Origin of the sequence: Marinomonas sp. SBI8L (assembly GCF_001624705.1) — a bacterium.
Taxonomy (GTDB): Bacteria; Pseudomonadota; Gammaproteobacteria; order Pseudomonadales; family Marinomonadaceae; genus Marinomonas.
In genome coordinates this window covers 31,682-57,382 of the sequence record NZ_JSEO01000018.1, presented here as the reverse complement: position 1 = coordinate 57,382, position 25,701 = coordinate 31,682, and the positions used below count along the sequence as shown (strand labels likewise).

At 40.4% G+C, this 25,701-nt stretch carries 23 protein-coding genes; 12 read left to right on the top strand and 11 right to left on the bottom strand.

Annotated features, from left to right (window positions below):
* Nucleotides 1-2 precede the first annotated feature (2 nt).
* From cofH to OA91_RS21495, 3 genes are all read right to left on the bottom strand, one after another.
* Entirely contained in the window at nucleotides 3-1,382 is a 1,380-nt protein-coding gene (gene cofH / locus OA91_RS21505; RefSeq protein WP_231870435.1) for a 5-amino-6-(D-ribitylamino)uracil--L-tyrosine 4-hydroxyphenyl transferase CofH, read from the bottom strand.
* Nucleotides 1,383-1,406: 24 nt separating this feature from the next.
* On the bottom strand, nucleotides 1,407-2,540 hold the full coding sequence (gene cofG / locus OA91_RS21500; RefSeq protein WP_063339796.1) for a 7,8-didemethyl-8-hydroxy-5-deazariboflavin synthase CofG: 1,134 nt from the start codon (nucleotides 2,538-2,540) through the stop codon (nucleotides 1,407-1,409).
* Nucleotides 2,541-2,924: 384 nt separating this feature from the next.
* Entirely contained in the window at nucleotides 2,925-3,563 is a 639-nt protein-coding gene (locus OA91_RS21495; RefSeq protein ID WP_231870434.1) for a TetR/AcrR family transcriptional regulator, read from the bottom strand.
* Between the two features lie 503 nt (nucleotides 3,564-4,066).
* Between OA91_RS21495 and OA91_RS21490 the strand changes: the two genes are divergently transcribed.
* The 3 genes from OA91_RS21490 to hydA all read left to right on the top strand — a co-directional run bounded on the left by OA91_RS21490 (nucleotide 4,067) and on the right by hydA (nucleotide 8,454).
* Complete coding sequence (locus tag OA91_RS21490; protein ID WP_063339795.1) at nucleotides 4,067-5,302, top strand: Zn-dependent hydrolase; 1,236 nt, start codon at nucleotides 4,067-4,069, stop codon at nucleotides 5,300-5,302.
* Between the two features lie 143 nt (nucleotides 5,303-5,445).
* The gene (locus tag OA91_RS21485) at nucleotides 5,446-6,933 is read left to right on the top strand and encodes an NCS1 family nucleobase:cation symporter-1 (RefSeq protein WP_063339794.1); all 1,488 of its coding nucleotides are present in this window, start codon (nucleotides 5,446-5,448) and stop codon (nucleotides 6,931-6,933) included.
* Between the two features lie 81 nt (nucleotides 6,934-7,014).
* On the top strand, nucleotides 7,015-8,454 hold the full coding sequence (gene hydA, locus OA91_RS21480; protein WP_063339793.1) for a dihydropyrimidinase: 1,440 nt from the start codon (nucleotides 7,015-7,017) through the stop codon (nucleotides 8,452-8,454).
* Nucleotides 8,455-8,565: 111 nt separating this feature from the next.
* Here hydA and OA91_RS21475 read toward each other — a convergent pair whose 3' ends face one another.
* On the bottom strand, nucleotides 8,566-9,366 hold the full coding sequence (locus tag OA91_RS21475) for an alpha/beta fold hydrolase (protein WP_063339792.1): 801 nt from the start codon (nucleotides 9,364-9,366) through the stop codon (nucleotides 8,566-8,568).
* Between the two features lie 94 nt (nucleotides 9,367-9,460).
* Between OA91_RS21475 and OA91_RS24355 the strand changes: the two genes are divergently transcribed.
* The 6 genes from OA91_RS24355 (at nucleotide 9,461) to OA91_RS21445 (ending at nucleotide 17,013) form a co-directional block, all read left to right on the top strand.
* On the top strand, nucleotides 9,461-10,048 hold the full coding sequence (locus OA91_RS24355; RefSeq protein ID WP_063339791.1) for a CGNR zinc finger domain-containing protein: 588 nt from the start codon (nucleotides 9,461-9,463) through the stop codon (nucleotides 10,046-10,048).
* 235 nt (nucleotides 10,049-10,283) lie between these two features.
* Nucleotides 10,284-10,883, top strand: a complete 600-nt coding sequence (locus OA91_RS21465; protein ID WP_063339790.1) for a TetR/AcrR family transcriptional regulator — start codon at nucleotides 10,284-10,286, stop codon at nucleotides 10,881-10,883.
* 146 nt (nucleotides 10,884-11,029) lie between these two features.
* Nucleotides 11,030-13,387, top strand: a complete 2,358-nt coding sequence (locus OA91_RS21460) for an efflux RND transporter permease subunit (protein ID WP_063339789.1) — start codon at nucleotides 11,030-11,032, stop codon at nucleotides 13,385-13,387.
* 10 nt (nucleotides 13,388-13,397) lie between these two features.
* Nucleotides 13,398-14,219, top strand: coding sequence for an outer membrane lipoprotein-sorting protein (locus OA91_RS21455; RefSeq protein WP_063339833.1), 822 nt, complete (start codon nucleotides 13,398-13,400; stop codon nucleotides 14,217-14,219).
* Between the two features lie 18 nt (nucleotides 14,220-14,237).
* Nucleotides 14,238-15,494, top strand: a complete 1,257-nt coding sequence (locus tag OA91_RS21450) for a hypothetical protein (protein ID WP_231870433.1) — start codon at nucleotides 14,238-14,240, stop codon at nucleotides 15,492-15,494.
* Between the two features lie 229 nt (nucleotides 15,495-15,723).
* On the top strand, nucleotides 15,724-17,013 hold the full coding sequence (locus OA91_RS21445) for a GGDEF domain-containing protein (protein WP_231870432.1): 1,290 nt from the start codon (nucleotides 15,724-15,726) through the stop codon (nucleotides 17,011-17,013).
* Nucleotides 17,014-17,059: 46 nt separating this feature from the next.
* Here OA91_RS21445 and dnaQ read toward each other — a convergent pair whose 3' ends face one another.
* The 3 genes from dnaQ to OA91_RS21430 are packed head-to-tail and all read right to left on the bottom strand — an operon-like array spanning nucleotide 17,060 to nucleotide 18,944.
* Nucleotides 17,060-17,767 carry a DNA polymerase III subunit epsilon gene (dnaQ, locus tag OA91_RS21440; RefSeq protein WP_046018815.1) on the bottom strand — a complete coding sequence of 236 codons (708 nt, stop codon included), beginning with the start codon at nucleotides 17,765-17,767 and terminating at the stop codon, nucleotides 17,060-17,062.
* A gap of 2 nt (nucleotides 17,768-17,769) precedes the next feature.
* Nucleotides 17,770-18,207, bottom strand: coding sequence for a ribonuclease HI (rnhA, locus tag OA91_RS21435; protein ID WP_063339788.1), 438 nt, complete (start codon nucleotides 18,205-18,207; stop codon nucleotides 17,770-17,772).
* Nucleotides 18,204-18,944 carry a class I SAM-dependent methyltransferase gene (locus tag OA91_RS21430; protein WP_063339787.1) on the bottom strand — a complete coding sequence of 247 codons (741 nt, stop codon included), beginning with the start codon at nucleotides 18,942-18,944 and terminating at the stop codon, nucleotides 18,204-18,206. Before OA91_RS21430 ends, rnhA begins: the two co-directional genes overlap by 4 nt.
* 95 nt (nucleotides 18,945-19,039) lie before the next feature.
* Between OA91_RS21430 and gloB the strand changes: the two genes are divergently transcribed.
* Nucleotides 19,040-19,816, top strand: coding sequence for a hydroxyacylglutathione hydrolase (gene gloB, locus OA91_RS21425; RefSeq protein ID WP_063339830.1), 777 nt, complete (start codon nucleotides 19,040-19,042; stop codon nucleotides 19,814-19,816).
* Nucleotides 19,817-19,875: 59 nt separating this feature from the next.
* Nucleotides 19,876-21,612 (top strand): lytic transglycosylase, encoded by a 1,737-nt coding sequence (locus OA91_RS21420; protein WP_063339786.1) that lies wholly within the window; start codon nucleotides 19,876-19,878, stop codon nucleotides 21,610-21,612.
* A gap of 97 nt (nucleotides 21,613-21,709) precedes the next feature.
* On the opposite strand, the gene ppnP is transcribed toward OA91_RS21420, so the two are convergent.
* Together ppnP and gcvA are read right to left on the bottom strand one after the other, a co-directional pair.
* Nucleotides 21,710-21,997 (bottom strand): pyrimidine/purine nucleoside phosphorylase, encoded by a 288-nt coding sequence (gene ppnP, locus OA91_RS21415; protein ID WP_063339829.1) that lies wholly within the window; start codon nucleotides 21,995-21,997, stop codon nucleotides 21,710-21,712.
* Nucleotides 21,998-22,129: 132 nt separating this feature from the next.
* The gene (gene gcvA / locus OA91_RS21410; RefSeq protein ID WP_063339785.1) at nucleotides 22,130-23,035 is read right to left on the bottom strand and encodes a transcriptional regulator GcvA; all 906 of its coding nucleotides are present in this window, start codon (nucleotides 23,033-23,035) and stop codon (nucleotides 22,130-22,132) included.
* Between the two features lie 303 nt (nucleotides 23,036-23,338).
* Here gcvA and OA91_RS21405 point away from each other — a divergent pair, with 303 nt between their 5' ends.
* A complete protein-coding gene (locus OA91_RS21405; protein ID WP_063339784.1) occupies nucleotides 23,339-23,566 on the top strand; it encodes an RSP_7527 family protein in 228 nt (75 codons plus the stop codon).
* A 135-nt stretch (nucleotides 23,567-23,701) separates the two neighbouring features.
* Here OA91_RS21405 and OA91_RS21400 read toward each other — a convergent pair whose 3' ends face one another.
* Complete coding sequence (locus OA91_RS21400) at nucleotides 23,702-25,039, bottom strand: DEAD/DEAH box helicase (protein WP_063339783.1); 1,338 nt, start codon at nucleotides 25,037-25,039, stop codon at nucleotides 23,702-23,704.
* A gap of 67 nt (nucleotides 25,040-25,106) precedes the next feature.
* Nucleotides 25,107-25,652 (bottom strand): DUF1285 domain-containing protein, encoded by a 546-nt coding sequence (locus tag OA91_RS21395; RefSeq protein ID WP_063339782.1) that lies wholly within the window; start codon nucleotides 25,650-25,652, stop codon nucleotides 25,107-25,109.
* Between the last annotated feature and the right edge of the window lie 49 nt (nucleotides 25,653-25,701).

Genomic DNA, 25,701 nt, shown 5'->3' with positions numbered 1-25,701 from the left:
AATTAAACCACCCCCAAGAGGTCAATCTGCTCAGATGCTCTAGGAATATTTGTATTAAGAGCATGCTTAGGAGAAGGATATCTTTCTAAGGTTTGATATAAAGTGCTACGTCTTGTGGCATTCAAACCGGCTTTATGAATATTATCGACCATCATTTCAGGCACAACTTCCTGACCGTGTTTGGCGCCAGCAGCACGAGAAATACTTTCGTTCATCAAGGTGCCACCCAGATCGTTTGCCCCAGCCTGTAACATTTGAGTCGCCGTTTCTGGCCCCATTTTTACCCAAGAAGCTTGGATATTATCTATGTGGCCCTGCAACATAAGTCTCGCCACGGCATGCATTTTAAAATGCTCTAATCGAGTCGGCCCTGGGCGAACTAAATCAGGGTTATCATTATAAAGTTTGGTCTCATAATGAATGAAACCTAGAGGCACAAACTCGGTAATCCCTCCGGTCTCTTTTTGGATGTCTCTTAGTAAACCTAGGTGAGCAGCCCAATGGTGAGGCTGGTCAACATGACCATACATAATGGTTGAAGTAGTTTTCACCCCAACTTCATGGGCCGCTTTAATAATGGTGATCCAGTCTTCCGTGGTTAGTTTGTTTTTAGTTAATTGCTTACGTACTTCAACATCTAAGATTTCTGCAGCAGTGCCTGGCATAGAACCTAAACCAGCAGCCTTTAATTCAGTCAAAAAGGCTTGCGGCGTCATACGCGCTTTTTTAGCCCCATACCAAATTTCAAAAGGAGAAAAAGCATGGATATGGATATCAGGAACACGTTTTTTAACAGCGATAATAAGGTTTTTATAATAGTATTTATCGATATCAGGATGTAAACCACCTTGAATGCAAACCTCTGTCGCTCCTCGGTTCCAAGCTTCTTCTGCTCGATTTGCAACTTCATCAAAGCTTAAAAACTCAGCACCTTCTTGCTCTTTTGTTTTAGCAAAATTGCAAAAGCGGCAGCCCATGTAGCACACATTGGTAAAGTTGATATTGCGAGTGATGACAAAACTTGCGTCATCCCCACACCTTTGCTGTCTCACTAAATCTGCCGTTTCCAATAAAGCTTGATACTCACTCTGCTCAGCCTTAAATAAATAAGTCCCTTGTTCCACGCTGATTTCTTGCCCTTTTAGCGCCTGATAAAGTATTTCCGCAGTAGGTAAATCTATCGTTTTAAGTTTGGCGACGAGCTGCTTAGATTGTTTGGCGTAGGCAGCATTTGAGGCTAATAAAAATTGGTGTCTAGCATCTTTGCTAATGGGTATAAGTGAGTCTCTACTGGCATCTTTTTGTTTCTCAGTTTGCTCAAAGTGAAATAAAGCTGACGTTGATTCTGTCTGTTGAGCATTGATTAGATTATTATTTTTCATTTTAAATTTCTCTCTCATAACCAATTAAAGGTTTTTCCATTGCTCTGCTGCTAGCCCATTTTGTGCTGCAAGGAAAGGCATTCTCGATGCTAATGCAGGATCTAGATAGCCACGCTTTTCATCCAAATATTGCGGGTATACGGTTAGCCTTTCTTTCAAGTCATAACCCAAACCACGACAAGCTTCTGCCAAACTATCAATTTGTGGCCATGCCCTCTCAGGGTTAATAAAGTCTTGAGTAACTGGAGAAATACCACCCCAATCATTGATTCCAGCAGACACATAGCTGCCATATCTTTCTTCTAAATTTGGTGGTGCTTGTAAGCTAATAGACGGATCTAAAATTAAACGTGCTAATGCGAGGGTGCGGCGCATATCATCTAAATCGGGTTCAGGGTGCTTTGCCATTTCAGTGCCAGCTTTTGCTCTAAAGTTTTGCACTATGACTTCTTGAATATGGCCATATTCCTGATGGATTTGATTAATAGCGAGTAAGCTATCGATTCTGTCTTGCCAGGTTTCACCTATGCCAATCAAAATACCTGTGGTAAAGGGAATATCTAGTTGGCCTGCATATTTCAGCGTATTCAGGCGTATCTCGGGCTCTTTATCAGGACAGGCAAAATGGGCTTGGCCTTTTTTCATTAGATGTTTGCTTGTGCTCTCAATCATCATTCCCATGCTGGCCGCTACGGGTTTTAACGCTCGCATTTCAGCTAAACTCATGGCACCCGCATTGATGTGAGGTAGTAAGCTAGTTTTCTCTAAAACGACTTGGGCTTGTTCTCGCACATAATCCAACATGGCATCATGGCCCAACATAGCAAGCTTATCCTTAGCATAGCGATACCTTGCTTCTGGCTTTTCTCCCAGACTAAAAAGCGCTTCTTTACAACCTTGTTTTTGACCTTTTAAAACTGTCTCTAGCACCTCACTTGGCAACATAATATTGCCTTCACCAGATTTTGGTGTTTTAACAAAAGTGCAATAACCGCAGGTATCACGGCACATATTGGTCAGTGGAATAAATACCTTTCGAGAATAGGTGAGCACTCTGCCAAAGTGCTCATCCCTGATTCGCCCTGCACTTTGGCACAAGGAGAACAAATCAGGTCCTGTAATCCCTTCTAGCTGTAAAGCCTCACTTCTTTTAAGCATTTACTCACCCTCAAACTATATGGTCACAAGGTATTTCAACTCTTACCTAATAACGAATATAAGATCTAAAAACATAATATTTTTCGTTAAATAAAAAGTTTTACCATTTGGTATAATTTTATAAATAACACAATTATTTTTTGAAGGTAAAGTGTTTTCTTAAATTGAGAGTGAGAAAGTTTTTATTTAAATGTCAGAATAACGTAAATTTAATAACCGAATTAAATAACACGAAAAATAGAAAACCGACATTTAGTTTTTAAAAGAAGAATTTGATTTTGAAGGTTTTTTTGCTTTTTTTAGTCTTTAATTTTAAATACTAAAAAAAGCAATTTGATAAGATAAAATGCGAGAATTCTCTAGCTGAAGAGAGAAAACAAAAAATTATTCGTTTTGTGCACCTAGGGCCTTAAGCACAAAGTTTGATAAGAACTTAGCCGCTACGTCAAAGTCATCCGCTTCTAGCTTGGTTTTACCCATCAGTAGTTGAATCTGAATCGAAAAGTCTGCATAGGTTTGAGTCGACGCCCAAATGGTAAAAAACAAATGCTCAGGTTCAACTGGATCAATCAACCCTTTTGCAATCCAACGCTTAACCAGCTGTACATCTCGTTCAAACTGAGGCTTAAGATGGCTCACCATATAATCTTTTAAAACGGGAGCACCATTAATTATTTCATGTGCAAATACTTTAGAGGCATCAGGGTAGTCTCTAGAAAGTGCAAGTTTTTCAACAATATAGGATTCGATAACCTGTTTTGGTGAAGCATCTTCATCATCACTAAACACCATTTTCTCGACCCACAAATCTAGAATAACTTGCAACACTTTGTGGTAAAGCGCCTCTTTAGATGAAAAGTAATAAATGAGATTTTGTTTCGATATTCCGGCAGAGTCCGCCACGGATTCCATAGAGGTTCCACTAAAACCCTTGGTTGCAAACGCCTTCTCTGCAGCACGTAAAATTCGATTTTCAAGTAATACTCGGTTACTTGATGGCTTTCGTGGTGTTTTCATTATCATCAGACAGAGTGTCCTAAATATGTATCAATGATGCGAAATTGCCGCAAACATAGCATACTTCAAGCCTTCGAAATAGTCAGATAGTACGCCGCCTAAGAGAATATTAGCCTTTCCTTTTCTATAAACTATTTTCTTTTAATTAAGTAATCCGTTAACTAAAGATTAATATTTTTTAATTTATTAATTATATCGAATCCATAGAGTTGATTAACGCTTAAATAAATTTTAAAGTTTATTAACTCACACTGAGTAAAAAGCTCATCACTTTAATCAAACTTATTTTTGGCATAGATTTAGCTTTGTGAAATCAGACTCCAATTAAATATTGAAATTGAGTCATATTTTTTTGAATGTTTTTTTGACCATTTGGTAAATTAAAATATTAAAGATAAGTTGCCTTAAAGCCCCTATTTACCTTGCATTGCATGGGAACTGGAAGACTTTAATTTATTTTAAAAACTAAAATAAAAATATATAAATTGAGACTGAGTTGAGGAAAGAAGATGAATGATTTAAGAGTTAACGGTGATCGTTTATGGAGCACTTTAATGGAAATGGCACAATTTGGTGCCACAGAGAAAGGAGGTTGTAACCGCCTCGCAGGAACAGACCTAGATCGTCAAGCAAGGGATTTGTTCGTTAGCTGGTGTAAAACAGCAGGTTGCGAAATCAGTGTTGATAAGATGGGTAATGTCTTTGCTCGTCGTGAAGGAACAGACCCTTCTCTTCCAGCTGTTGGCACTGGGAGTCATTTAGATACTCAACCCACAGGTGGTAAGTTTGATGGTGTGTTTGGTGTACTTGCTGGTGTCGAAGTGCTTAGAACCTTACATGAAAACAATATTCAAACCCCAACAGCCATGGAATTCTCCGTATGGACAAATGAAGAAGGCTCTCGCTTTCAACCGGCCATGCAAGGTTCTGGGGTTTATGTCGGCCGCTTTGATTTAGAAACAGAATTAAATAAAACCGATGTTAACGGCATAAGATTGGGTGATGAGCTAGAGCGTATTGGCTACAAAGGTCAAGATGAACCAGGTAGCCGTCATTTAGGTGCTTTTTTTGAAACCCATATCGAGCAAGGCCCCATTCTAGAAGATGAAAAGAAAAGCATTGGCGTTGTCCGCTTAGGTCAAGGTATTCGCTGGTACAACATCAAAATTCAAGGTCGTGAATCCCATTCAGGCACCACACCTATGCACCTCAGACAAGATGCCCTTATTCCAAGTGCCATGATAGTCAGTGAAATGGAGAAAATAGCCCACCGTCACGAAAATGGGTTAGGTACAGTTGGCTATATGGATGTCTATCCAAATTCACGTAACACCATTCCAGGACGCGTCAGTTTTAGTGCTGACCTTAGAAACCCTGACCCCACCGTACTTGAAACCATGCATCAGGAATTGCTCGCTTTTTGTAAGCAAGTTTCACTAGAGCGTAATATTGAAATTGAAGTAGATCCATTTTGGTATTTTGCACCAGTAGAATTTAATGCTTCTGATGATGTTAAAGCGGCAACAGAAATGCTGGGGTATTCTCACATGGATATTTATGCTGGTGCAGGTCATGACGCTTGCTACATGGCGGATCTCGTTCCAACTGGGATGATTTTTACCCCTTGTTTCAACGGCATTAGTCATAATGAAGCCGAATCAACCACTTTAGAAGAGTGTGAAGCAGGTGCCAATGTACTGTTACACACAATGCTAGAAGCAAGTAAACGTATTGCAGAGCAATAAAAACGTCTGCTTAACAACCCCATGGGGCAATTGCATGGGGTTTACCTTTAAAGCAAACAAATCTGAGGGTTAACCGTAAGAAAATAGATTTGCTCAATAGGTAGTTTTTGTCACATCCAATTAACGATTATGAGGTAAGTGTCATGTCCAGTAAGTCAGTTAAAGTAGATGATTTTTATGAGCTCCAAGTGGGCCCAGACCTAGAAAAAAGTGATTATTATAATGCCGACCTGGCGCCCACCAAAGTAAAAGAAAGAACCTGGAATAAAGTAAACATAGCCGCCCTTTGGGTAGGCATGGCTATTTGTGTTCCAACCTATACCCTTGGCGGTGTATTAACTGCTTATTTTGGTTTATCTGTTACCGAAGCCTTGTTAGCCATCTTGTTTGCTAATGTCGTTCTACTCTTACCACTCACATTAAACGCTTTTGCTGGTACCAAATATGGTATTCCCTTTCCTGTTTTATTACGTTCTTCCTTTGGTATAGTTGGTTCAAATATTCCTTGTTTAATCCGAGGTCTTGTCGCTTGCGGTTGGTTCGGTATTCAAACCATGTTTGGCGGATTAGCGATACATCTACTCTTTTCCTCTTTTTCAGATAGCTGGGCAAGCCTAGGCTCTGTAGGAGAAGTGATTGGCTTCTTTATATTCTGGGCTTTGAATATTTTCATCGTTATAAAAGGCTCAGAATCTATTAAGTGGCTTGAAACATTATCTGCTCCTCTTTTATTAGTGGTAGGTCTTGGGTTGATGTTTTGGGCCAGCGATAAAGTATCGATTTCAGAAGTACTTGCGATTCCAGCCAACCGTCCAGCAGATGCTGGCTTTTGGGGCTACTTCTTTGCAGGCTTAACCGCCATGGTAGGTTTTTGGGCGACGCTGTCTCTTAATATCCCTGATTTTAGCCGCTATGCAAAATCACAAAAAGACCAGATCATAGGTCAAATCATAGGCCTACCTATTACTATGTTCTTCTTTGCGGCACTCGGCGTTGTTTTAACCGCAGCATCCGTTAACCTAGTTGGTGAAACCGTATCAGACCCTATCAGTCTTATTGGTAAAATAGACAACCCATTCTGGGTTGCTATTGCTATGTTCCTAATCATTATTGCCACCCTTTCAACCAATACCGCAGCTAACGTTGTATCACCAACGAATGACTTTCAAAACATTGCACCTAAATACATAGACCACACACGTGGCGTATTAATGACAGGGGTTGTCGGTATTCTGCTGATGGGCTGGGAACTGATGAAAAAGATGGGCTGGATTGTTTCAGATGTCAGTGTTGAGAGTATGTATTCTAACTGGCTACTGGGCTACTCAAGTTTATTAGGCCCGATCGCTGGCATCATGATGGTTGATTACTTCCTAATCAAACGCCAACAACTGGATCTTGTTTCTCTTTATAGCAAAGACAATCAATACCCTTTGTTTAATAGCGCTGGCTTTATTGCCTTCTGCCTGCCTGTTGCCGTCACTGTTATCTCATTAACCTTTGATGTACTGACCTGGTTCTATAGCTACGGTTGGTTTACTGGTGCCATCTCTGGTGCAGTTATTTATTACTTTGTCGCAGGTCAACAGCAAAACCAAGCCATCTCTGATGGTGCAACCTCAGCTCAATAATTCATCTTTTATCAAATTAGGCACCTATTCATTCGTTGTATTAGGTGCCCTATTCTTTAATTGCTCTTAGGGAGAGAAGCCATGTCCTTACTAATACAAGGCGGAACCATAGTCACTCACGAAATTAGCTATCAAGCAGATATTTATTGTAAAGACGGTAAAATTACCGCAATAGGTCAAGACTTAGAAATTGATAAAGACACACAAGTCGTCGATGCCAGTGGAAAGTTAATTATGCCTGGTGGTATAGACCCCCATACTCATATGCAATTGCCTTTTATGGGGACGGTAGCAAAAGATGATTTTGCAGCAGGCACAGCAGCCGCTTTAGCGGGTGGTACAACCTCTATTATAGATTTTGTTATCCCAAGTCCTCAGCAGTCTTTAATTGAAGCCTATCACCAATGGCAAGACTGGGCCCAGTCATCCCATGCGAACTACAGTTTTCACGTTGCCATTACTTGGTGGGATGAAAGTGTTAAAGAAGAAATGGCAGAGCTAACCCAGAACTATGGTGTAAATAGCTTTAAGCACTTCATGGCCTATAAAAATGCCATCATGGCGACCGATGATATCTTGGTAGCAAGCTTTAGTCGTTGTTTAGAATTAGGCGCCATGCCAACAGTACATGCCGAAAACGGCGAGTTGGTTTACCACCTTCAGCAACAATTATTAGAACAAGGTATTACGGGCCCAGAAGCTCACCCACTCTCTCGCCCATCTTCGGTTGAAGGTGAAGCGGCCAACCGCTCAATTAGTATTGCGAACACGTTAGGCGCGCCACTTTATTTAGTACATGTTTCGACAAAAGAAGCGGTCGATGCCATTCAGTATGCACAAAACTCTGGCCATACAATTTATGGTGAATGTCTAGCTGGCCACCTAGTAATAGATGACAGTGTTTATCAAGATTCTGACTGGGGTCGAGCAGCCGCTCATGTAATGAGCCCTCCTTTCAGACCTAAATTCCACCAAGATGCACTTTGGAAAGGGATTCAATCTGGTACGCTACATACCACAGCGACAGACCACTGTGCTTTTTGTGCAGAACAAAAAGCCATGGGTAAAGATAATTTCACTAAAATTCCAAATGGTACAGCGGGGGTTGAAGAACGGTTAGCTGTTCTTTGGGAAACAGGTGTTAACGCAGGTAAACTGACACCAAATGAGTTTGTTGCTATTACCTCAACCAACACAGCTAAGATATTCAATATCTACCCACAAAAAGGCGCTATCGCTGTTGGCTCTGATGCTGACCTAGTTATTTGGGATACAAATTCGAGTAAGACCCTAAGTGTTGATACCCAGATGTCTAAAATTGATTTCAATATCTTTGAAGGCATGACTGTAAATGGTTGTGCAACCTCAACCATATGTAACGGCAAGCTAGCTTGGCACGAAGGAGAGTTGTTAGCCCAACCTGGGGACGGTAAGCACTTTGAACGTCCCACTTTCGCCGGCTACTACGATTCCATCATTAAGAAAAACCAGCTAAACGAAGCGAAATCCGTAGAGCGCTAAGTAAATTACAACTTAGCAATAAGATTACGCCACTCAAGTTTAACCTGATTAATTTGAGTGGCTTTTTTCGTCATTATCGCTTTATTCAAGTAAGGAGCCTACTAATAAGGTTTAGAGCAAAAGTGCTGCAATAATGGCCTCTGGCGCATCCTCTTGCATCAGGTGTCCTGAATTAGGGACGACAGTCAATTGATTATTGGCCACCATCTGAGCAAAGCGTTTACCTTGTGAAAGAGGTATCCATTCATCTTTCTCCCCCCAAAGTAGTTGAACATTGTCCATCGGCCGATAAAGATTTTCTATTTCATCCGTGTAAACCTGATCCATTTGCGCAATTTGTCGATAGAATGCCGCTTGCCCTTCTTTTCCTTGCCAAGGTGTCATATAAACTTCAAGCGCATCTTTCGTAAGCTCTGAGTATGCAGATGTTTGTAGATAGTCCGCTAATAATGCATTGTGAGCAAATTCAGGCAAACCACTAAAAGCCGCTTCATGTTTGCGCACATGCTGCACAAAAGGAGACCCCCAAGGGGCAATTGCAACAGGATCAATAATGGTTAATTTGGCATACCTTATGCCATTTAGATAGTAAGCACGTAACGCAGTGGCACCACCAAAGTCATGGCAAAGCACTTCAGGTTCCGTCAGTTCCCACTCATTTAACAAAGCCACCAACAGTCTATTTTGCACTTCGAGAGAAACCTGTTGATCATCAGACTTTTCAGATAAGCCATAGCCCAGTAAGTCAAAAAAATACACTTTAAATTTACAGGCAAGTAAAGGCGCTATCTTTCGCCAAACTTGAGATGAAAACGGTGTTCCATGGATAAGCACTAAAGGCTTACCCTCTCCTATGACACTCCAAGCCACACTCTGCCCTTCAAAAAGAAAGCGATTAGGTAAATTAAGCATATGGATCTCAAAAAAACCATTAAATTGAATTTACAGGTTATAATGATAAAAGATTAACAACAACCGCTATTTTGAATTAATAGGTTACTTGAGTATGATAAAAACACAGGATAGTTTTATTGGTGGGCACCCCATTTTAGATTTCATTAATACAGTCGAGGATCAAGATAAAAGCCGATTAGTTAGTCATATTCATGATTGGCAAAGTTTTTTAAATTGGATCGAGCTTTCTCCTCTTTTTAATGCTCAGCATAAAGCAAGCCTGCACAAATATAGCCAAGCTGAGTCTAACGCGGCTTTAATAGAGCTTCATATGATTAGAGAAGCATTCCATGTCATGTTCAAAAACTTATTATCAAAATCAACCAATTATCAGATACCTAAACCTATTGAGACTGGTATTCAGGCGGCCATATCCCGTGCGTCTTTTGTTAGAGAAAACAATCAGTATCAGTGGCGATCAAATACCAAAGCTGAAAATTGGTTAATGGATACGTTTTTTCTGTCCTTAGACAACTTTTTAAGAACTCATGATATGAACAAGCTAAGAGAATGTGGCCGTTGTACCTGGTTATTTTTGAATTCAGGCAGAGGCAGGGGAAGGCGATGGTGTCGAATGAGCACCTGTGGCAATAGAGAAAAATCAGAATACTTTCGTAAACGTCAAACCATAGACACTTAATAATAAGAAGAAAATCCGTACTATATCTCATCAATTGTGATCAAGATGTCAGAGATTTTGCACGAAATAAGGGCTTTTAGCCTTTATTTGTGACAAAAATACCACTTTTTCTATTCTACTGAAAACAAAGGCTTAACTTTTTGTATAATGGAATTTGATGTTTTTTTAGATTTAACACTTGCAAACCGACCGATCGGTTTGTAGACTTCACTTTATTCAAGGTATAGGTTTTTTTATGTCAAACTCTCGTGATTCAGAAGCAACCCGTCGTCACCTTTTAGAGGTGTCTGCTGAAGAGATGCGCTTGTATGGTTTTAAAGCAGCTAGCCTTTCTAAAATTCTTGAAAAAGCCGAAGTCTCTAAGGGTGCGCTATATCACCACTTTGCTAATAAGCAAGCACTCGGCTATGCAGTATTTGATGAAGTTTATGCTGAAGAATATTTGGGCCATTGGCGTACAGCACTAGCCTATGATGACATGGTTGAAGGTATTCGCCTTATGTTAGCTGGGTTCCAAGCTCATTGTTCAATCGATGACATAATGAAAGGATGCCCTGTAAACAGTGTTTCACAAGAAATGTCTGCAACAGATGAAGGCTTTCAACAGTGCACCTCAAATATGTACAAAACTCATTGCGACCTATTGATGACAGCCATTGAGAAAGGCATAGAAAACAAAACTTTGAAACCGGATTTAAAAGTGGAACAGACAGCTTGGTTTATCATTTCAAGCTTTCAAGGCATAGGTAGCATAGTTAAAAGCTGTCGCTCATCCGAATGTATGTTGAAGCTTCATGAATCCTTTATCGAATACCTTAGGACGTTAAAACTTTAGTCGTTACAAAAAAGATTCCCTTTATAAAAGCACCTTAATAGGTGTTTTTATTTAACCTTTAACATACCGAACGGTCGGAATGATTAGATGACAACATACCGAGCGGTTGGTATAGATTACTCTAACACCTTGTAGGAGCAATTAAAATGCAACCTTCACAGAAAACATCAGATTGGGCTAGCCGCTATGCGGATTGGCTTATACGTAATCGCTGGCTAGTGCTCATCGCATCTGTCTTGATTACCTTATTCATTGCAAGTGGGGCTAGACTGTTAGCTTTTAACAATGATTACCGCGTATTCTTCAGTGAAGATAACCCGCAACTGCAAGAGTTTGAACAACTACAACGTACCTATACAAAGATAGATAATGTCCTTTTTGCGATCGAGCCAAAAGACAACAATGCTTTTTCTAACGACGCGTTAGCCGCAGTAGAAGAGCTAACTGAAAAGTCTTGGTTACTGCCTTTCGCCTTAAGAGTGGACTCAATTAGCAACTTCCAGCACACCTATGCTGAAGAAGATGACCTGATTGTTGAAGACTTGGTAACAGGTGCAAAAGATATTGATGCGCTTAATCTTCAGCTATTAAAGCAAGTTGCATTAAGTGAGCCACTGCTGGCTGACCGTATTGTTAACAAAGAGGGCACTGTCTCTGGCGTTAATATTACCTTCCAAATGCCACAAAAATCGCTCGATGAAGCGCCTCAAGCAGTGAATGCTGCCCGAGCGTTAGCAGCAGAAATAGAAGCTAAATATGATGTAAATGTACGCTTAACTGGCATGGTAATGCTGTCTAATGCTTTCTTTGAAGCAACCATGAAAGACATGTCTACCTTAGTACCTATCATGTACTTGGTTATCATTGCCATCATGTATCTTCTTGTTCGCTCTATTAGCGCAACTGTCAGCGCTGTTATTGTTATCATGCTTTCTATGATGGCAGGAATGGGATTCGCTGGTCACTTTGGCGTTCAACTAACACCGCCTTCTGCTTCTGCAACCACTATTATTATGACACTCGCTGTCGCCGACTCTATCCACATCTTAGTCAGCATGTTCGCAGGTATGCGAAGTGGTTTAAATAAACATGATGCTCTAAGAGAAAGTATCAAGGTAAACCTTGGCCCTGTTTTCTTAACATCGGTAACGACTGCGATCGGCTTCTTATCTATGAACTTTAGTGATGCACCGCCGTTCCACGATCTAGGTAATATCACAGCCGTTGGCGTTATGATGGCCTTCTTCTTATCGGTAACGCTACTACCTGCATTGATGGCTATCTTGCCAGCTAAAGCAACGAAAAGCAGCACATCGATTGGTACTAGCATGGATAAGCTTGCGGACTATGTTATTAATAATCAAAGAAAGATCCTGCTGGGTTCTGGCCTGATTACCCTAGTGCTTGTTAGCTCAATTCAAATGAACAAACTTGAAGATAATTTCATTGGCTATTTTGATGAGACTCAAGATTTCCGTGTTGATTCTGACTTTGTTACCGACGAACTGACTGGTATTTATCAGCTGCAATACTCTCTAGATAGCGGTGAAAGTAATGGCATCAGCAACCCTGCTTTCCTAGCTAAACTAGATAACTTTACAACTTGGCTACGTACTCAGCCTGAAGTTATCCATGTAAATAGTATTAGTGATACATTCAAACGTCTTAACATGAACCTTCATGGGGATGATGAGAGCTACTACCGTTTACCAGAAGATCCAGAACTCGCAGCTCAATACCTACTGCTTTACGAGCTATCTTTGCCATACGGCTTGGATCTTAACAATCAGGTTAACGTAAGTAAGTCTTCCACTCAGATTGTTGTGTCTTTGCAAGATCTTGGCTCGACTCAGCTTAAAGCAATTGCAGAACGTGGTACTCAATGGCTACAAGACAATGCAGGTATTACTGCATATGGCGTAGGTCCTGCGATCATGTTCTCCTACATTGCCGATAGAAACATTGAAGGCATGCTAGTAGGTACTGGGGTCGCTATGATTCTTATCTCCCTATTGATTGGCATCGCGCTTCGTAGTGTCAAACTAGGTTTCTTGAGTCTTATCCCTAACCTACTGCCTGCCGCACTTGCCTTCGGCCTTTGGGGTCTACTCGTTGGTGAAGTGAATGTCGCTGTCTCCATGGTAACGGGTATGGCACTGGGTATTGTTGTAGATGATACGGTCCACTTCTTGAGTAAATATCTAAGGGTTCGTCGTCAAGGTATGTCTGCCGAAAAAGCTGTACGTTATGCGTTTTCATCGGTGGGTGTGGCCATCATAGTAACATCTGTCATCTTGGTTGCAGGTTTTGGCGTACTGGCTCAATCATCTTTCGGTATGAATTCAAATATGGCGGTATTAACCGCTATCGCTATCGTTATGGCATTAATCGCTGACTTCTTATTGTTACCTGTTCTGTTATTAAAACTGGACAAGAAAGCCTATAAAACAGAAGAAGAAAACGCATCAAATGATTCAAACACTCGCTTCACAGCAGCAAACTAAGGTGAATAAAATGAAAAAGATATTTAATAGTCAAACCACTAAATTAAGCACCTTAGCCGTTGCAGGTAGCTTATTCTTCGGTAGCACTTTCCTTGTAGCAGCAGACCTATCTCCTGCTGAACAAAAAGGGCTAGACATAGCAATTGAAGCAGACAAACGTGATCTTGGTTTTGCAGATAACTCAACCAAGATGACCATGGTTCTTAGAAACAAATACGGTGAAGAAAGTGTTCGCCGTATGCGCAGCAAAACCCTAGAGCAAGATAATGATGGCGATAAAGCCCTCATCATTTTTGACAACCCAAGAGATGTGAAAGGCACAGCCTTTTTATCTTTTACTCATAAGACCACTTCGGATGACCAATGGCTTTACCTACCCGCTCTAAAGCGTGTAAAACGTATTTCATCTAGCAACAAATCTGGCCCTTTCATGGGCAGTGAGTTTGCTTTCGAAGACATCTCTTCACAAGAGGTCGAGAAATACACCTATAAGTACCTACGCAATGAGACTCTTGATGGCCGTGATCACTTTGTCATAGAAAGAGATCCAGTTGATCCTAAGTCTGGCTACTCGGTACAAAATGTGTGGATAGATACACAAGAATATCGTGCTTTTAAGATTGATTTTTATGATCGTAAATCAGACCTATTAAAGACACTTACCTTGTCTAGTTACAATCAATACGAGAATAAGTTTTGGCGCGCTGATAATTGGCTAATGATTAACCACCAAACAGGTAAATCAACTGAGCTTAACTACCAAGGATGGAAATTCTCCAATGGCTTCCGTGAAAAAGATTTCACAAAAAACAGTTTAGCTCGCGCTAAGTAACCTTAACGAGAGATAAAGATGATGAGTTTGAAGCCCTTATTAAAAGTAAAAAATTTACCTACTGCGGCCCTTACTCTTGCCAGTTTACTGTCTCTAAACTACTCATCAGCCCTTATGGCTGATGAGTATGAGGATACCTATAGTGAATTGACAGGTTATGGTGCATTGGAAGCTCGTTATTTCCCCCAGGATGCCCTTTATTCTGGACAAGATGACAGCAGCCTTTCCACTGCCTTTAATCTTGAGTATTACCGTGACTGGGATGATGGAAACAAAAGGTTTGTTGCAACAACCTTTGGCCGTTATGACGAGCAAGATAGTGAAAGAAGCCATCTAGATATTCGTGAACTTTATGTTTGGCGCGGCTATCAAGATTACGAAGTTTACGCTGGTGTACGCAAAGTATTCTGGGGTGTTACTGAAACACTACACCTAGTGGATATCGTCAACCAAGATGACGCCGTAGAGGACATAGATGGCGAGGATAAACTTGGCCAGCCTATGCTTAGCGTTTTGATGGAAAGAGACTGGGGTACCTTTGAAGCCTTTGCTCTATTTGGCTTTCGCGAGCGTACTTTCACCGGTAGTGATGGTCGATTAAGAAGCGAACTTAGAGTAGATACAGATGCGGCTAGATATCAGTCATCTAGAGAAGATGAACATATTGATTTTGCTGCAAGATGGTCTCAAGTCTATGGGGATTGGGATGTGGGTTTAAGCCAATTTATTGGTACCTCAAGAGATCCCCAATTTCAAACCATTACTAACTCTTCCAATCAGGTCATAGGACTTGCGCCTTATTATGCCCAGATTCAGCAAACCGGCTTAGATGTTCAAGCGATCCATGAAGATTGGTTATTCAAATTAGAAGGTATTTCTATTAAGTATAAAGGCGATGATAGAAATACTGCCGCTGTGGGTGGCTTTGAATATACCTATGTTGGCATCAACGAATCTGTCTCAGACTTAGGTGTTTTTGTTGAGTATCAATTCGACGATAGGCATGGAGATAAAGCAACAGTTAATCAGAATGACCTAGCCTTAGGGACTCGATGGGTACTTAATGATATTGAAGGAACTGAGGTTATCTCAAGCATCAGTTTCGACCTTGATAATCAAAGCCAATTTATCAGTTTAGAAGGCAGCCGCCGACTAAATGACGATTGGTTTATCGAAACCCAAGCAAGAGTTTTCACCAATACAGATACACAAGATAGCAGCTATCAATTACGCAATGATGACTATATTCAAGTTGAAGTAAGACGCTATTTTTAATGCTAAAAACTCATTCACTTCTCCCCTTAGTGAATGAGTTTTTTCTTTCTCCATCATCCCCTTAACCCGCTTTTTCCTCTCTTTCTCTATCCACGCTTTATGGAGAAGTTTTGCTTTTTTATGAATGCCATATCATTTTAAATATTTTAGTTTAAACTTGGGCTGAAAAATATTGTTTATAAAGCATAACTGACAGCGCTTTATTTAAATACGAGCTAGTAGCATTTTTATGGCTCACTTTCCCATAACTAGCAGCCAAAATAAGCACCTTTTAAAAGACATGATCAACTATCGTAAAAGTAACAAGCTCATTTTTCTTTTGAGTTTTCTCATTGCCCTACTCATTGTTGTAAATGGTCTTTTTTCATTCTTCAAAATGCAGCAGATTAAAGATGAGTTTTACGATGTTGCTAACCGTGATTTACCTCTTATTTCTCAGCTACTACCTCTGATTGATCGTCAATTTGAGCAAACCTTATTGATCGAAAAGCTACATCAGCTAAGCCAAGATCACAGATTAATCGTATTAGACACTCTTGAAGGGAGTTTTATCAGGAGCGGTGAAAAGTTCGAACAAACCATTGATGAACTGATTGCCTTTATTCAGCCTATGTTAACTGACAGCCGCCAAATAATGCGTGATCAAATGTCACGTGTTATCACGACACTCAATAAAATCAGCTTGGAACATACACAATACCATTACCAAGTAATCGATATGATGGAGGCGCTTAAATCCAGCCAAGGAGAGTATCACCCTGCCTTAATTACCTTACTTAATAATGAAGAAGTGGAACTAAGACGAGAGCTAATCGACTTAAGAGACGACCTACAAAGATTTACTCAAGAAGCAGCTGAAGAAGTTGAAGAACATGAAAACCAAGTCATCAGAAGTACGGTGACACTTAATATTTCTTCCTTCTTATTAGGTACATTACTGCTCTATATGATAGTTAAAATTATGGCTAGCCGAGATGCCGCCACACAAGAAATTAACTACTTCGCCCATTATGACCCGTTAACTAAATTGATTAACCGACGCTACTTTTTTGATCTTTTTGATCAAGCATTGCTACAACACAAACAAGATAAGCTTGCTTTCAATTTATGTATGTGTGATCTAGACCATTTTAAAGGCATTAATGATTCGCTGGGTCATCAGGCGGGGGATAAAGCGTTAACTGGCTTCGCTCAGATTTTAATGGACACATTAGGAGAGAAAGATATTATCGGCCGCTTTGGCGGTGATGAATTTGTGATCTGCTTTAACAATAAAAGCCAACAAGAATGTGAGTTTTTGCTAGAACAAGTTAAAACAAAGTTATCTCAAAACCGTTTCACATTAAATGAGCAATCAAACTTTTCAATCACAGCGACCTTTGGTGTGGCGCATATTGAAGCAGATAAGGTTTCTCAATCTGACTGTAAACAATTATTTGAAGCCGCAGATAAAGCGCTTTATCAAGCAAAACAAAATGGTCGTAATCAAATTTGTGTGTTAGATGCGATTACCGAGTAATCACATTATTCACTAAAACAACTAAGCCATGTGACCTTATAAAAACCTAATTAAGGTCACGCCAGAGTACTTTACCCGCCTTTTTCTCGATTAGATCAAGCCTTTCATTATGAAGCTCTAATTCAGCATCATTTGCTTTAAGCACTTTTAACATAGGTCTATCTGGGCTTAATCGTTTAATCGTTAAGGCAGCTCCTCCCATCATGTCATCGTCGTCATCACCTAAACCTAAGCTGGTTTGCCCACCTGTCATTAATAGGTAAACATCAGCCAAGATTTCAGAGTCTAATAAGGCTCCGTGGAGTTCACGGTGGGAGTTATCAATACCATAACGTCGACATAAAGCATCAAGGTTATTCTTAGCCCCCGGATGCTTATTTCGAGCAAAAGCTAAAGTATCAAAAACAGAACAAATGTCTGCAACCTTAGGGAAGTTGCCTAGCTTTGCAAACTCATGATCGATAAAGCCTACGTCGAAGGGCGCGTTATGAATAACAAGCTCAGCCCCTTGAATATAATTTAAAAAGTCTTGTGCTATTTCATGGAATCTCGGTTTATCGGCGAGGAATTCATCACCAATTCCGTGAACTTGAAAAGCCTCTTCTTCGACTTGACGATCTGGATTGATATATACATGGAAGTGATTCTGAGTGAGCTTCCTGTCCACCATTTCTACACAACCAATTTCAATAATTCTATGGCCCTGCTTTGGGTCAATACCCGTTGTTTCCGTATCTAGAATTATCTGTCTCATAATTAATCTCTTATCTTCTCTATGCCTAGGTTAGCAAGTTCATCAGCAATTTCATTTCCCTTGATACCAGCATGCCCTTTCACCCATTTCCACTCTATATCATGCCTTTGACATTCATCATCCAGAGCTTGCCATAAGTCTTTATTCTTCACAGGTTGCTTGGATGCTGTTTTCCAACCTTTCTTTTTCCAGCCTGCTAACCATTGTGTAATCCCCTTTTGTACATAAGAGGAGTCAGTATATAAAGTCACCTTACAGGCTTCAGTCAGCGCTTTGAGGCCTTCTATTGCTCCACTTAATTCCATGCGGTTATTAGTTGTATCATTCTCACCACCACATAGGCGCTTTTCATGTTCACCAAAGGTAATCCAAGCCCCCCAACCACCAGGTCCTGGGTTTCCTTTACAAGCACCATCTGTATAAATTACTACGTGTTTCACTGTTTAATCTCTTTCACCGTTGGCTTTCTTAACGGAGTTACTCGAACAGAAGCTCTTCGCCAACGTGGTTTATGTGGAATAAGTCTATGGGTTTGTTTTGTGGCGGTAATAACATAAACACCGCCAAGCGCTAGCTTTGACATAGACATTAAAGAATCTAAAGGCTGCCAACGGGCTTGCCATGCCGCTGATTTAAAAGGAGGCGTATAACACAGGTAATCTGTACTCTCTAATGTTAAACCTGCTACTTTCAACCAATCTTCCAAACGCTTCATAGCAATAAATTTGGCACACCAAGGAGCATAACTTCGGCTTGAAAAAAGCTGTTTTGCTCGCCAAAAGCTCCAAGGATTAAAACCCACAATAATGAGTTTACCGCTTGGCAATAGGCTTCTAGCCGCTTCACGCAGATCTCCATGAGGGTCTTCAGACAGCTCTAGCGTATGATGCAAGATATGAACATCAATACCATCAGATTCGACTGGCAATTCGTGAGAGTTAGCTACGATCAAGTTATCTGGCGCACCCAATTCAAGACAGGGAGCTATCATCAGCTTGGTACGAAGAAGTGAATGGGAGATATCCAACTGTTTAAGCGGACTTTGCGTCAAAAGATAATAACCCACTGTTTCTTTTAGCAGGCGATCTAACAATTCTGTTTCTTGCTTTAATACATTTTGGCCGAGCTCAGACTGGTACCATTGCTGGAAAAATTGCCTAACTTGCTTGTCCGCCATACAATTTACTCTGCTGACCTGTATCATTACTCAGTTTGATAGGATAACTTAAACGAGTAATTTTCTCCCCATTTGACACCTGAAAAGTGAGATTTATTTTGATTCATCCCATTCCAGCCTTTAACGACAATTATATCTGGATTTTGACCGACAATGATAGCTCACAAGCTTGGGTTGTGGACCCGGGTGATGCCAAACCTGTGCTCGCTTATCTTGAAGCACATAAATTGACCTTGGCAGGCATTTTAATTACTCACCATCATCCTGACCATACTGGTGGCGTTGCAAAGCTTAAAAAGCTGTTTAATTGCCATGTCGCGGGCCCTGCGCACTTGGTAAAGCTTATTGATCAAGCTTTAGTCGATGGTGATACTATTTCAGTACTGGGTCGTGAATTTGAAGTCATAGCGACTCCTGGACATACACTCGATCATTTATGCTATTTCAGCTCAAGCCAAGAAGAGGACAAGATTCTCTTTAGTGGAGACACATTATTTCGTGGCGGTTGTGGTCGATTATTTGAAGGTAGCCCAAAGCAGATGCAACATTCTCTGGAAAAGTTGGCTCAATTACCTCAAGACACCTTAATTTATTGCACTCATGAATATACTTTAGCAAATTATTCTTTCGCCCTTTCTCTCGACGAAAATAACGAAAATTTAATTAGATATGAGCAAGAATGCCAAGATTTACGAGCTCAAAACTTACCTACTCTCCCTTCAAAAATTTCTATAGAACAAGAGGTTAATCCCTTTCTTCGAGCTCACATTGATCAAGTTTCGAACAATGCAGCTAAGCAATTAGATCAAGAAGTAGGCAAGACAAAAGATGCAAGGTTTACACAAATACGTAAAGCAAAAGACAGCTTTTAGTTGACCTGAGTGGTTTGCACTATAAAATGTGTCGAAATTTGCCAACTAAAAATGACTAGATGACTAAACAAACTTTTATTGCAGCAACATTTTGCCTTGCGTTAACCGGTTGCCAATCGTTAACCAGTGAGCAAGATCAAGCAGGAACCCAAGCGATCGATGCGGAAAATACAGCCACGTCTAATCTAGACGCGAATGTAATTGACTCTGATGAAAACAATCAAACAGAAGATGAACTGGTTTTCCCTCTAGATACTCGCGATGTTGCCATGTCGCCAGCAGTTATTGACGATATCCCACTTCCTGAGGAATTGGCCAATCTTGATACTGAAAAAACTGAAGCAGAAGCCGAAGCGATTGTAGAAGAAGTCATTCCTGAACCACTTCCACCGATAGATTTATGGCAACGTATGCAATCTGGTTTTGCGCTTGACCTAGAGCTGAACAAACCTAGAATTTCTAGCCAACTAAAGTGGTTTGTTTCACACCCAAGTTACCTTGACCGTGTTTCACGTCGTGGTTCTCGCTACCTATACTTTATTGTTGAAGAGCTAGAAAAAGCGAACCTTCCTCTAGAGATTGCGTTACTACCTATTGTGGAAAGTGGATTTGATCCATTTGGTTACAGCCATGGTCGCGCATCAGGCCCTTGGCAGTTTATTCCATCAACTGGTCGTAGTTATGGTTTAGCTCAAGATTGGTGGTATGACGGTCGTCGTGACATTGTCGGCTCTACCCGTGCTGCTATTGCTTACCTTACTCGCTTGAACAAGATGTTTAAAGGTGACTGGCTACACGCTCTTGCCGCTTATAACTCAGGTGAAGGTACAGTTTCTCGTGCGATTCGTCGTAATAAAAAAGCGGGTAAGCCAACTGACTTCTGGTCACTTAAGCTACCAAAAGAAACCCGAGCTTACGTACCTAAATTACTTGCTCTTGGTAAACTTTTCAAAAATCCTGAAAAATATAATTACCAGCTAAAAGACATGCCAAATGAACCATATTTTGAAATAGTCAATATTGGTGGCCAAATCGACTTGGCACAAGCGGCGAATATGGCTGGCATCAGTATTGATGAAGTTTACCTTCTAAACCCTGGTTTCAACCAATGGGCAACCTCTCCAACCGGCCCTCACAGATTATTGATCCCAGTAGATAAGGCTAAGACATTCCGAAGCAAGCTGGTTTCTATCCCTGCTGATGAACGCGTTACTTGGGTTCGTTATACTGTTGAGTCTGGCGATAACTTGGCTTTAATTGCTAAACAGCACAATACAACGGTAAACGTGCTACAAGACGTGAATAAGATGTCTTCTACCCTTATTCGTGTTGGCCAGCAGTTAATGATACCTGTTGCAGGTAGCAAGATTGAAAGCTACACATTAAGCTCTCACCAAAGATTGCTAGCGAAGCAAAATCGCTCACCAAGTCAAAACCGCATAAAAATTAACTATGTAGTTAAATCGGGTGACAGTTTTTGGAAAATTTCGCAAAAGTATAAAACCACTTCTAAGCAACTTGCACGCTGGAATAACATGGGCTTAAAAGACCCGTTATTTGCAGGCCAAAAACTGGTTGTTTGGTTAAAAGGTGAAAAGCGTGTCAACAGCACTGGTCGTAGTGTAACTAAGAAAATTATCTACACCATTAGACCTGGTGACTCACTCGCTAAAGTGGCTGGTAAGTTTAGAGTAAAACTGGCTGATATTAAGAAATGGAATCCAAAGGTAACTGGGCAGAAATATGTTCAACCTGGGGACAGATTAACCTTATTAATCAATGTGGTCGCTGGCTAATTCATTAGTCAAGCTAACTTAATAGCTAGCCGCTACAACCCAATAAAAAATGCGCCCTAAGGCGCATTTTTTATTTCTAATCTAAGCAAATAAATGCTTATTCATAGCGACAGTGGTAAGCAGTTTGTTCGCTCACTTTAACACCAAAACTTTGGTTTGCTTCCACAATGAAGGTTTCACCTTTTTTAATTTCAACCCAATCTTCAGAACCAGGCAATTTAACGGTTAACAGACCAGATACAACTGTCATGTATTCTCTTTGTGACGTGCCAAACTCATATTCACCAACAGCCATAACACCGACTGTAGACACACCTTCTGCATTCTCTAGTGCAATGGATTTTACCTGATTGTCAAAATAGCTATTTACTGAAAGCTCAGACATTTTTTTCTCCCATGAATTGATAAATTTTCTGTCATCAAGAATACGGTTTTTAGACTTTAAGGTCATGGTTTTTTAAACCAAATTCATCATCAAAATCAATAAGATATTCTACAGTTCTGACAATTTTCAAGTCTAAAACTCATTGTCACTTTCGTCCGTCATTTGTTCAATGACCCAAGACCTAAAAGCCTCCATAGGTTGGGTCATTTTACGATCTTTCTGATTGACGATATAAAAAGCACTTTGTGTTTTAAGGTGTTGATCAAACAATACCTGCAAAGTGCCCTCATGAATCTCTGGAGCAACCAAACTTGGATCAGCTAAGGCTATACCTAACCCCTGAGCCGCCGCTGCTGCCGTTAAGGAACCATTCGAGAACATTACACCACGTCGGAATAACTTTGGTTGTAGGCCGTTCTGTTTAAGCCAGCTGTGCCATTCTTCTTTGCGTTTGGCCACATGCAGCAATGGATAGAAGCGCATATCATCTGGCGTACGGATTGGTTGATGAGGTTTGATTAGATTAGGGTTACAAACAGGTGCTAAGGCAGAGTTTCTTAAAAATTGCTTTTCAACATCAGGCCAATCACCATCACCAAAATAGATAGCCATATCAATATCACCCGCCGAGAAATCAACAAGGCCGGAAGAAGCGTTTAATTCAAGTTGTACATCAGGATATTGATCTTGAAAGCTCTCCATTCTTGGCATTAGCCAACGAGAGAGGAAGGCTGGAGCAACACTTAAACGTAAAACACCACCTAAAGACTGCTTATTAATCAAGTCAGTCGTGGCTTCATCAAGCTGCCGAAATATTGACGCTATCGGCTCTAGGTAATCAGCTCCTGCTTCAGTCAAGAGTACTTTTCGTTTTGTCCTTAAAAATAACTCTATACCTAAAAACTCTTCAAGCGCTTTGATTTGATGACTCACAGCAGAAGGCGTAACAGAAAGTTCATGGGAAGCCTTAATAAAACTACCGTGACGGGCAGCCGCTTCAAAGCAACGTAGCGTATTTAAAGGGGGTAAACGATTAATATCTCAAACTCCATAGTTATGAGGAATCTAGGGAACCTGCGATTAAGTTGCGCTCCTCGCCATAAATCTAGCGGTGTTTACCCACACGCTGAGGCGGGAGGACTTATTCGCAGGCTCCCTAGTTTAAATGCCGTTTTATACTTTAGTTATAGGTCATTTTTAACACACTTTTCACTAAAAAAACGCCCTATCTACAAATAGGTGAAATTAATTCATCAATAACGTGAAAAAGGATACTTTGTTAATTTTGACTAAAATTTTTACTATATGCATGTCAACAAAACATACTACTTGGAGCACACAATGGACAAAGCAACATACGATAGTTTAGCCCCTTTCAGCCTAAACCAAACAACTGAAACTTACGCTAAATTAGATAACAACATAGATTTCATCTACTACGAAAACCGTGCAAGACAAATGCGTGCAATGGCAGTTAAAGCCACTTTTAAAGCCGTAGCAACAGCAATTAAAAGTCTTTTCACCAAAGCACTACCAGCACTATCCCTAAGCAAGACCCAAACTGCTTAGGGGCAGTCGCGACCTAAGCAAGTTATAGCTTCTTACTTTAATACTCTATTTTCCTACCTTAATAGACTCTCTGCTTTTACGACTTCTTTTTAATAGACATCCTGTCTGTACTTATCCTTTTAGCTGTCTTTTCTATTATTCCTTATCGTCTAAGGCAATACCTTTACTTTTCTTAGGTACTTTGAAAGGTTCAAAACCATCCTGGCTATTAGTATGAAGTTTTGTCTTACTCGGGCCACGACGTTTTACTGGTGCTTTCGTTTCTGCTTTCACTTTCTTCTCTTGAGGTTTTTTCGACTTTTTAAAGACCTTCTTAGGTGCTAAGCCTTTAAAGCTTGCTTCTAAACCTTCTATGGTATCGAAGCTAAAAGTGCGGGATAAGAAAGCTTCTAACGCTTTAAAATTATGCCAATCTTTTGGCCCTACCAATGAATAGGCGTCGCCTTGGAAGCCAGCACGACCTGTTCGGCCTGTTCTATGAACATACTCTTCGCTGTGTTTGGGTATATCAAAGTTAATCACATGAGAAACATTGGCAATATCCAAACCACGTGATGCTAAATCTGTACTCACCAATATTTGAAAGTGGCCACGAGCAAAGCTGTCCATAACCTTATTACGAGCAGATTGCGTTAGATCACCATTTAGCGCTTGAGTAGTAAAACCATTTTCTTCTAATAGACTCGCCAAACGAACTGTGTCTAACTTAGTCGCCGTAAAAACAATGGCTTGTTTAATAGTTTCTTTTTCTAATGTGTGAGTCAAAATCGCTTTTTTATGATCTAGGTGATCACAAAGATAAAACTTCTGTTTGATGTCACTATGAACATCTGTTCCTGCACCTACTGCTACTCGCGAAGGCTCATTCAACAGCCTTTGAGCAATTTCGTTGACTTCTGTATTATCTAAGGTTGCAGAGAAAAATAATGTTTGGCGCAAGCGATGGCTAGCAGCATCATCAATTTGTTTAAGTTGATCAGCAAAACCTAAATCCAACATACGATCAGCTTCATCAAGAATAAGTAACTCAAGCCCATCTAAGAACATATTTCTTTGATTTAGGTGATCTACTAAACGACCAGGTGTGGCTACAATAAATTGAGGATCTTTCTGTAGATCTTTAATTTGATCGTTAAAGTTTTCCCCCCCAAGAATAAGGGCAGTCTTCAACTTACTGCTGGCCACTAATAGCCTTAATTGAGAAAATACCTGCTTTGCCAATTCGCGGGTTGGCACGAGAATCAGTACACGAGCATCTTTGTTAGACAAGGCTCTAACGCGATAAACACGGTGTAACGCAGGTATTAGGTACGCCAGTGTTTTTCCTGAACCTGTTTTTGAAGATGCCAGTAAATCACGCCCAGCCATGGCTTCGGGAATCGCTTGGGCTTGGATTTGTGTCGCTGAGTCAAAGCCCCAGTGGCGAAGTGATTGTAGAATACGGGCATCAAAACCAAAATCAGAAAATTGCAAAGACAGAACCTCAATGAAAACCTAAATATGAATTGAGGCATTATATCCTAAGCCATTGTCAAAAGCCCTAATCCTCTAGCTTTCCTAAACTAAAATATTGCTCTTTGCTTTTCACACAAAGATGTAGCTCACCATCAATTTCAACTTCTTCTCCCAGCTCAACCAAATCATAAAAAATATTTCTATGAATCAAAGCTTTCATACCATAGCGTACAGAAATATAAGGGTGAGCTTCTCCCTGATAATCATCCATCCATAAGCTGATATCGTCTTCTCCAAGTACTAGGAGGTCTCCCACTGAGGTAATGAACTCTAATGACTCACCTTCATCACGTTTAACTACTTTCATATGAGTAATAAGAAATGGGGCATCTTCAACCTGAATTCTCACTTTCTCAACAGGTGTGACGAGAAAGTGCTCACCCTCTTCTTGCCACAAAATACGGCTAAACATTTTTACCATAGCAGGGCGTTTTATTGGACTGCCTTCATGCCACCACTGTCCATTAGCCTTGATCAACATATCCATATCACCACATGCATCTGGCTTCCAAAGGTGCACAGGTGGCAAATTATCATTGCCGTATTCGGCTAATTGCGAAACATCTAACATGCTCTACTCTTTTATAATTGATTAAATTACTCAGGCTAAATCAGAAAGG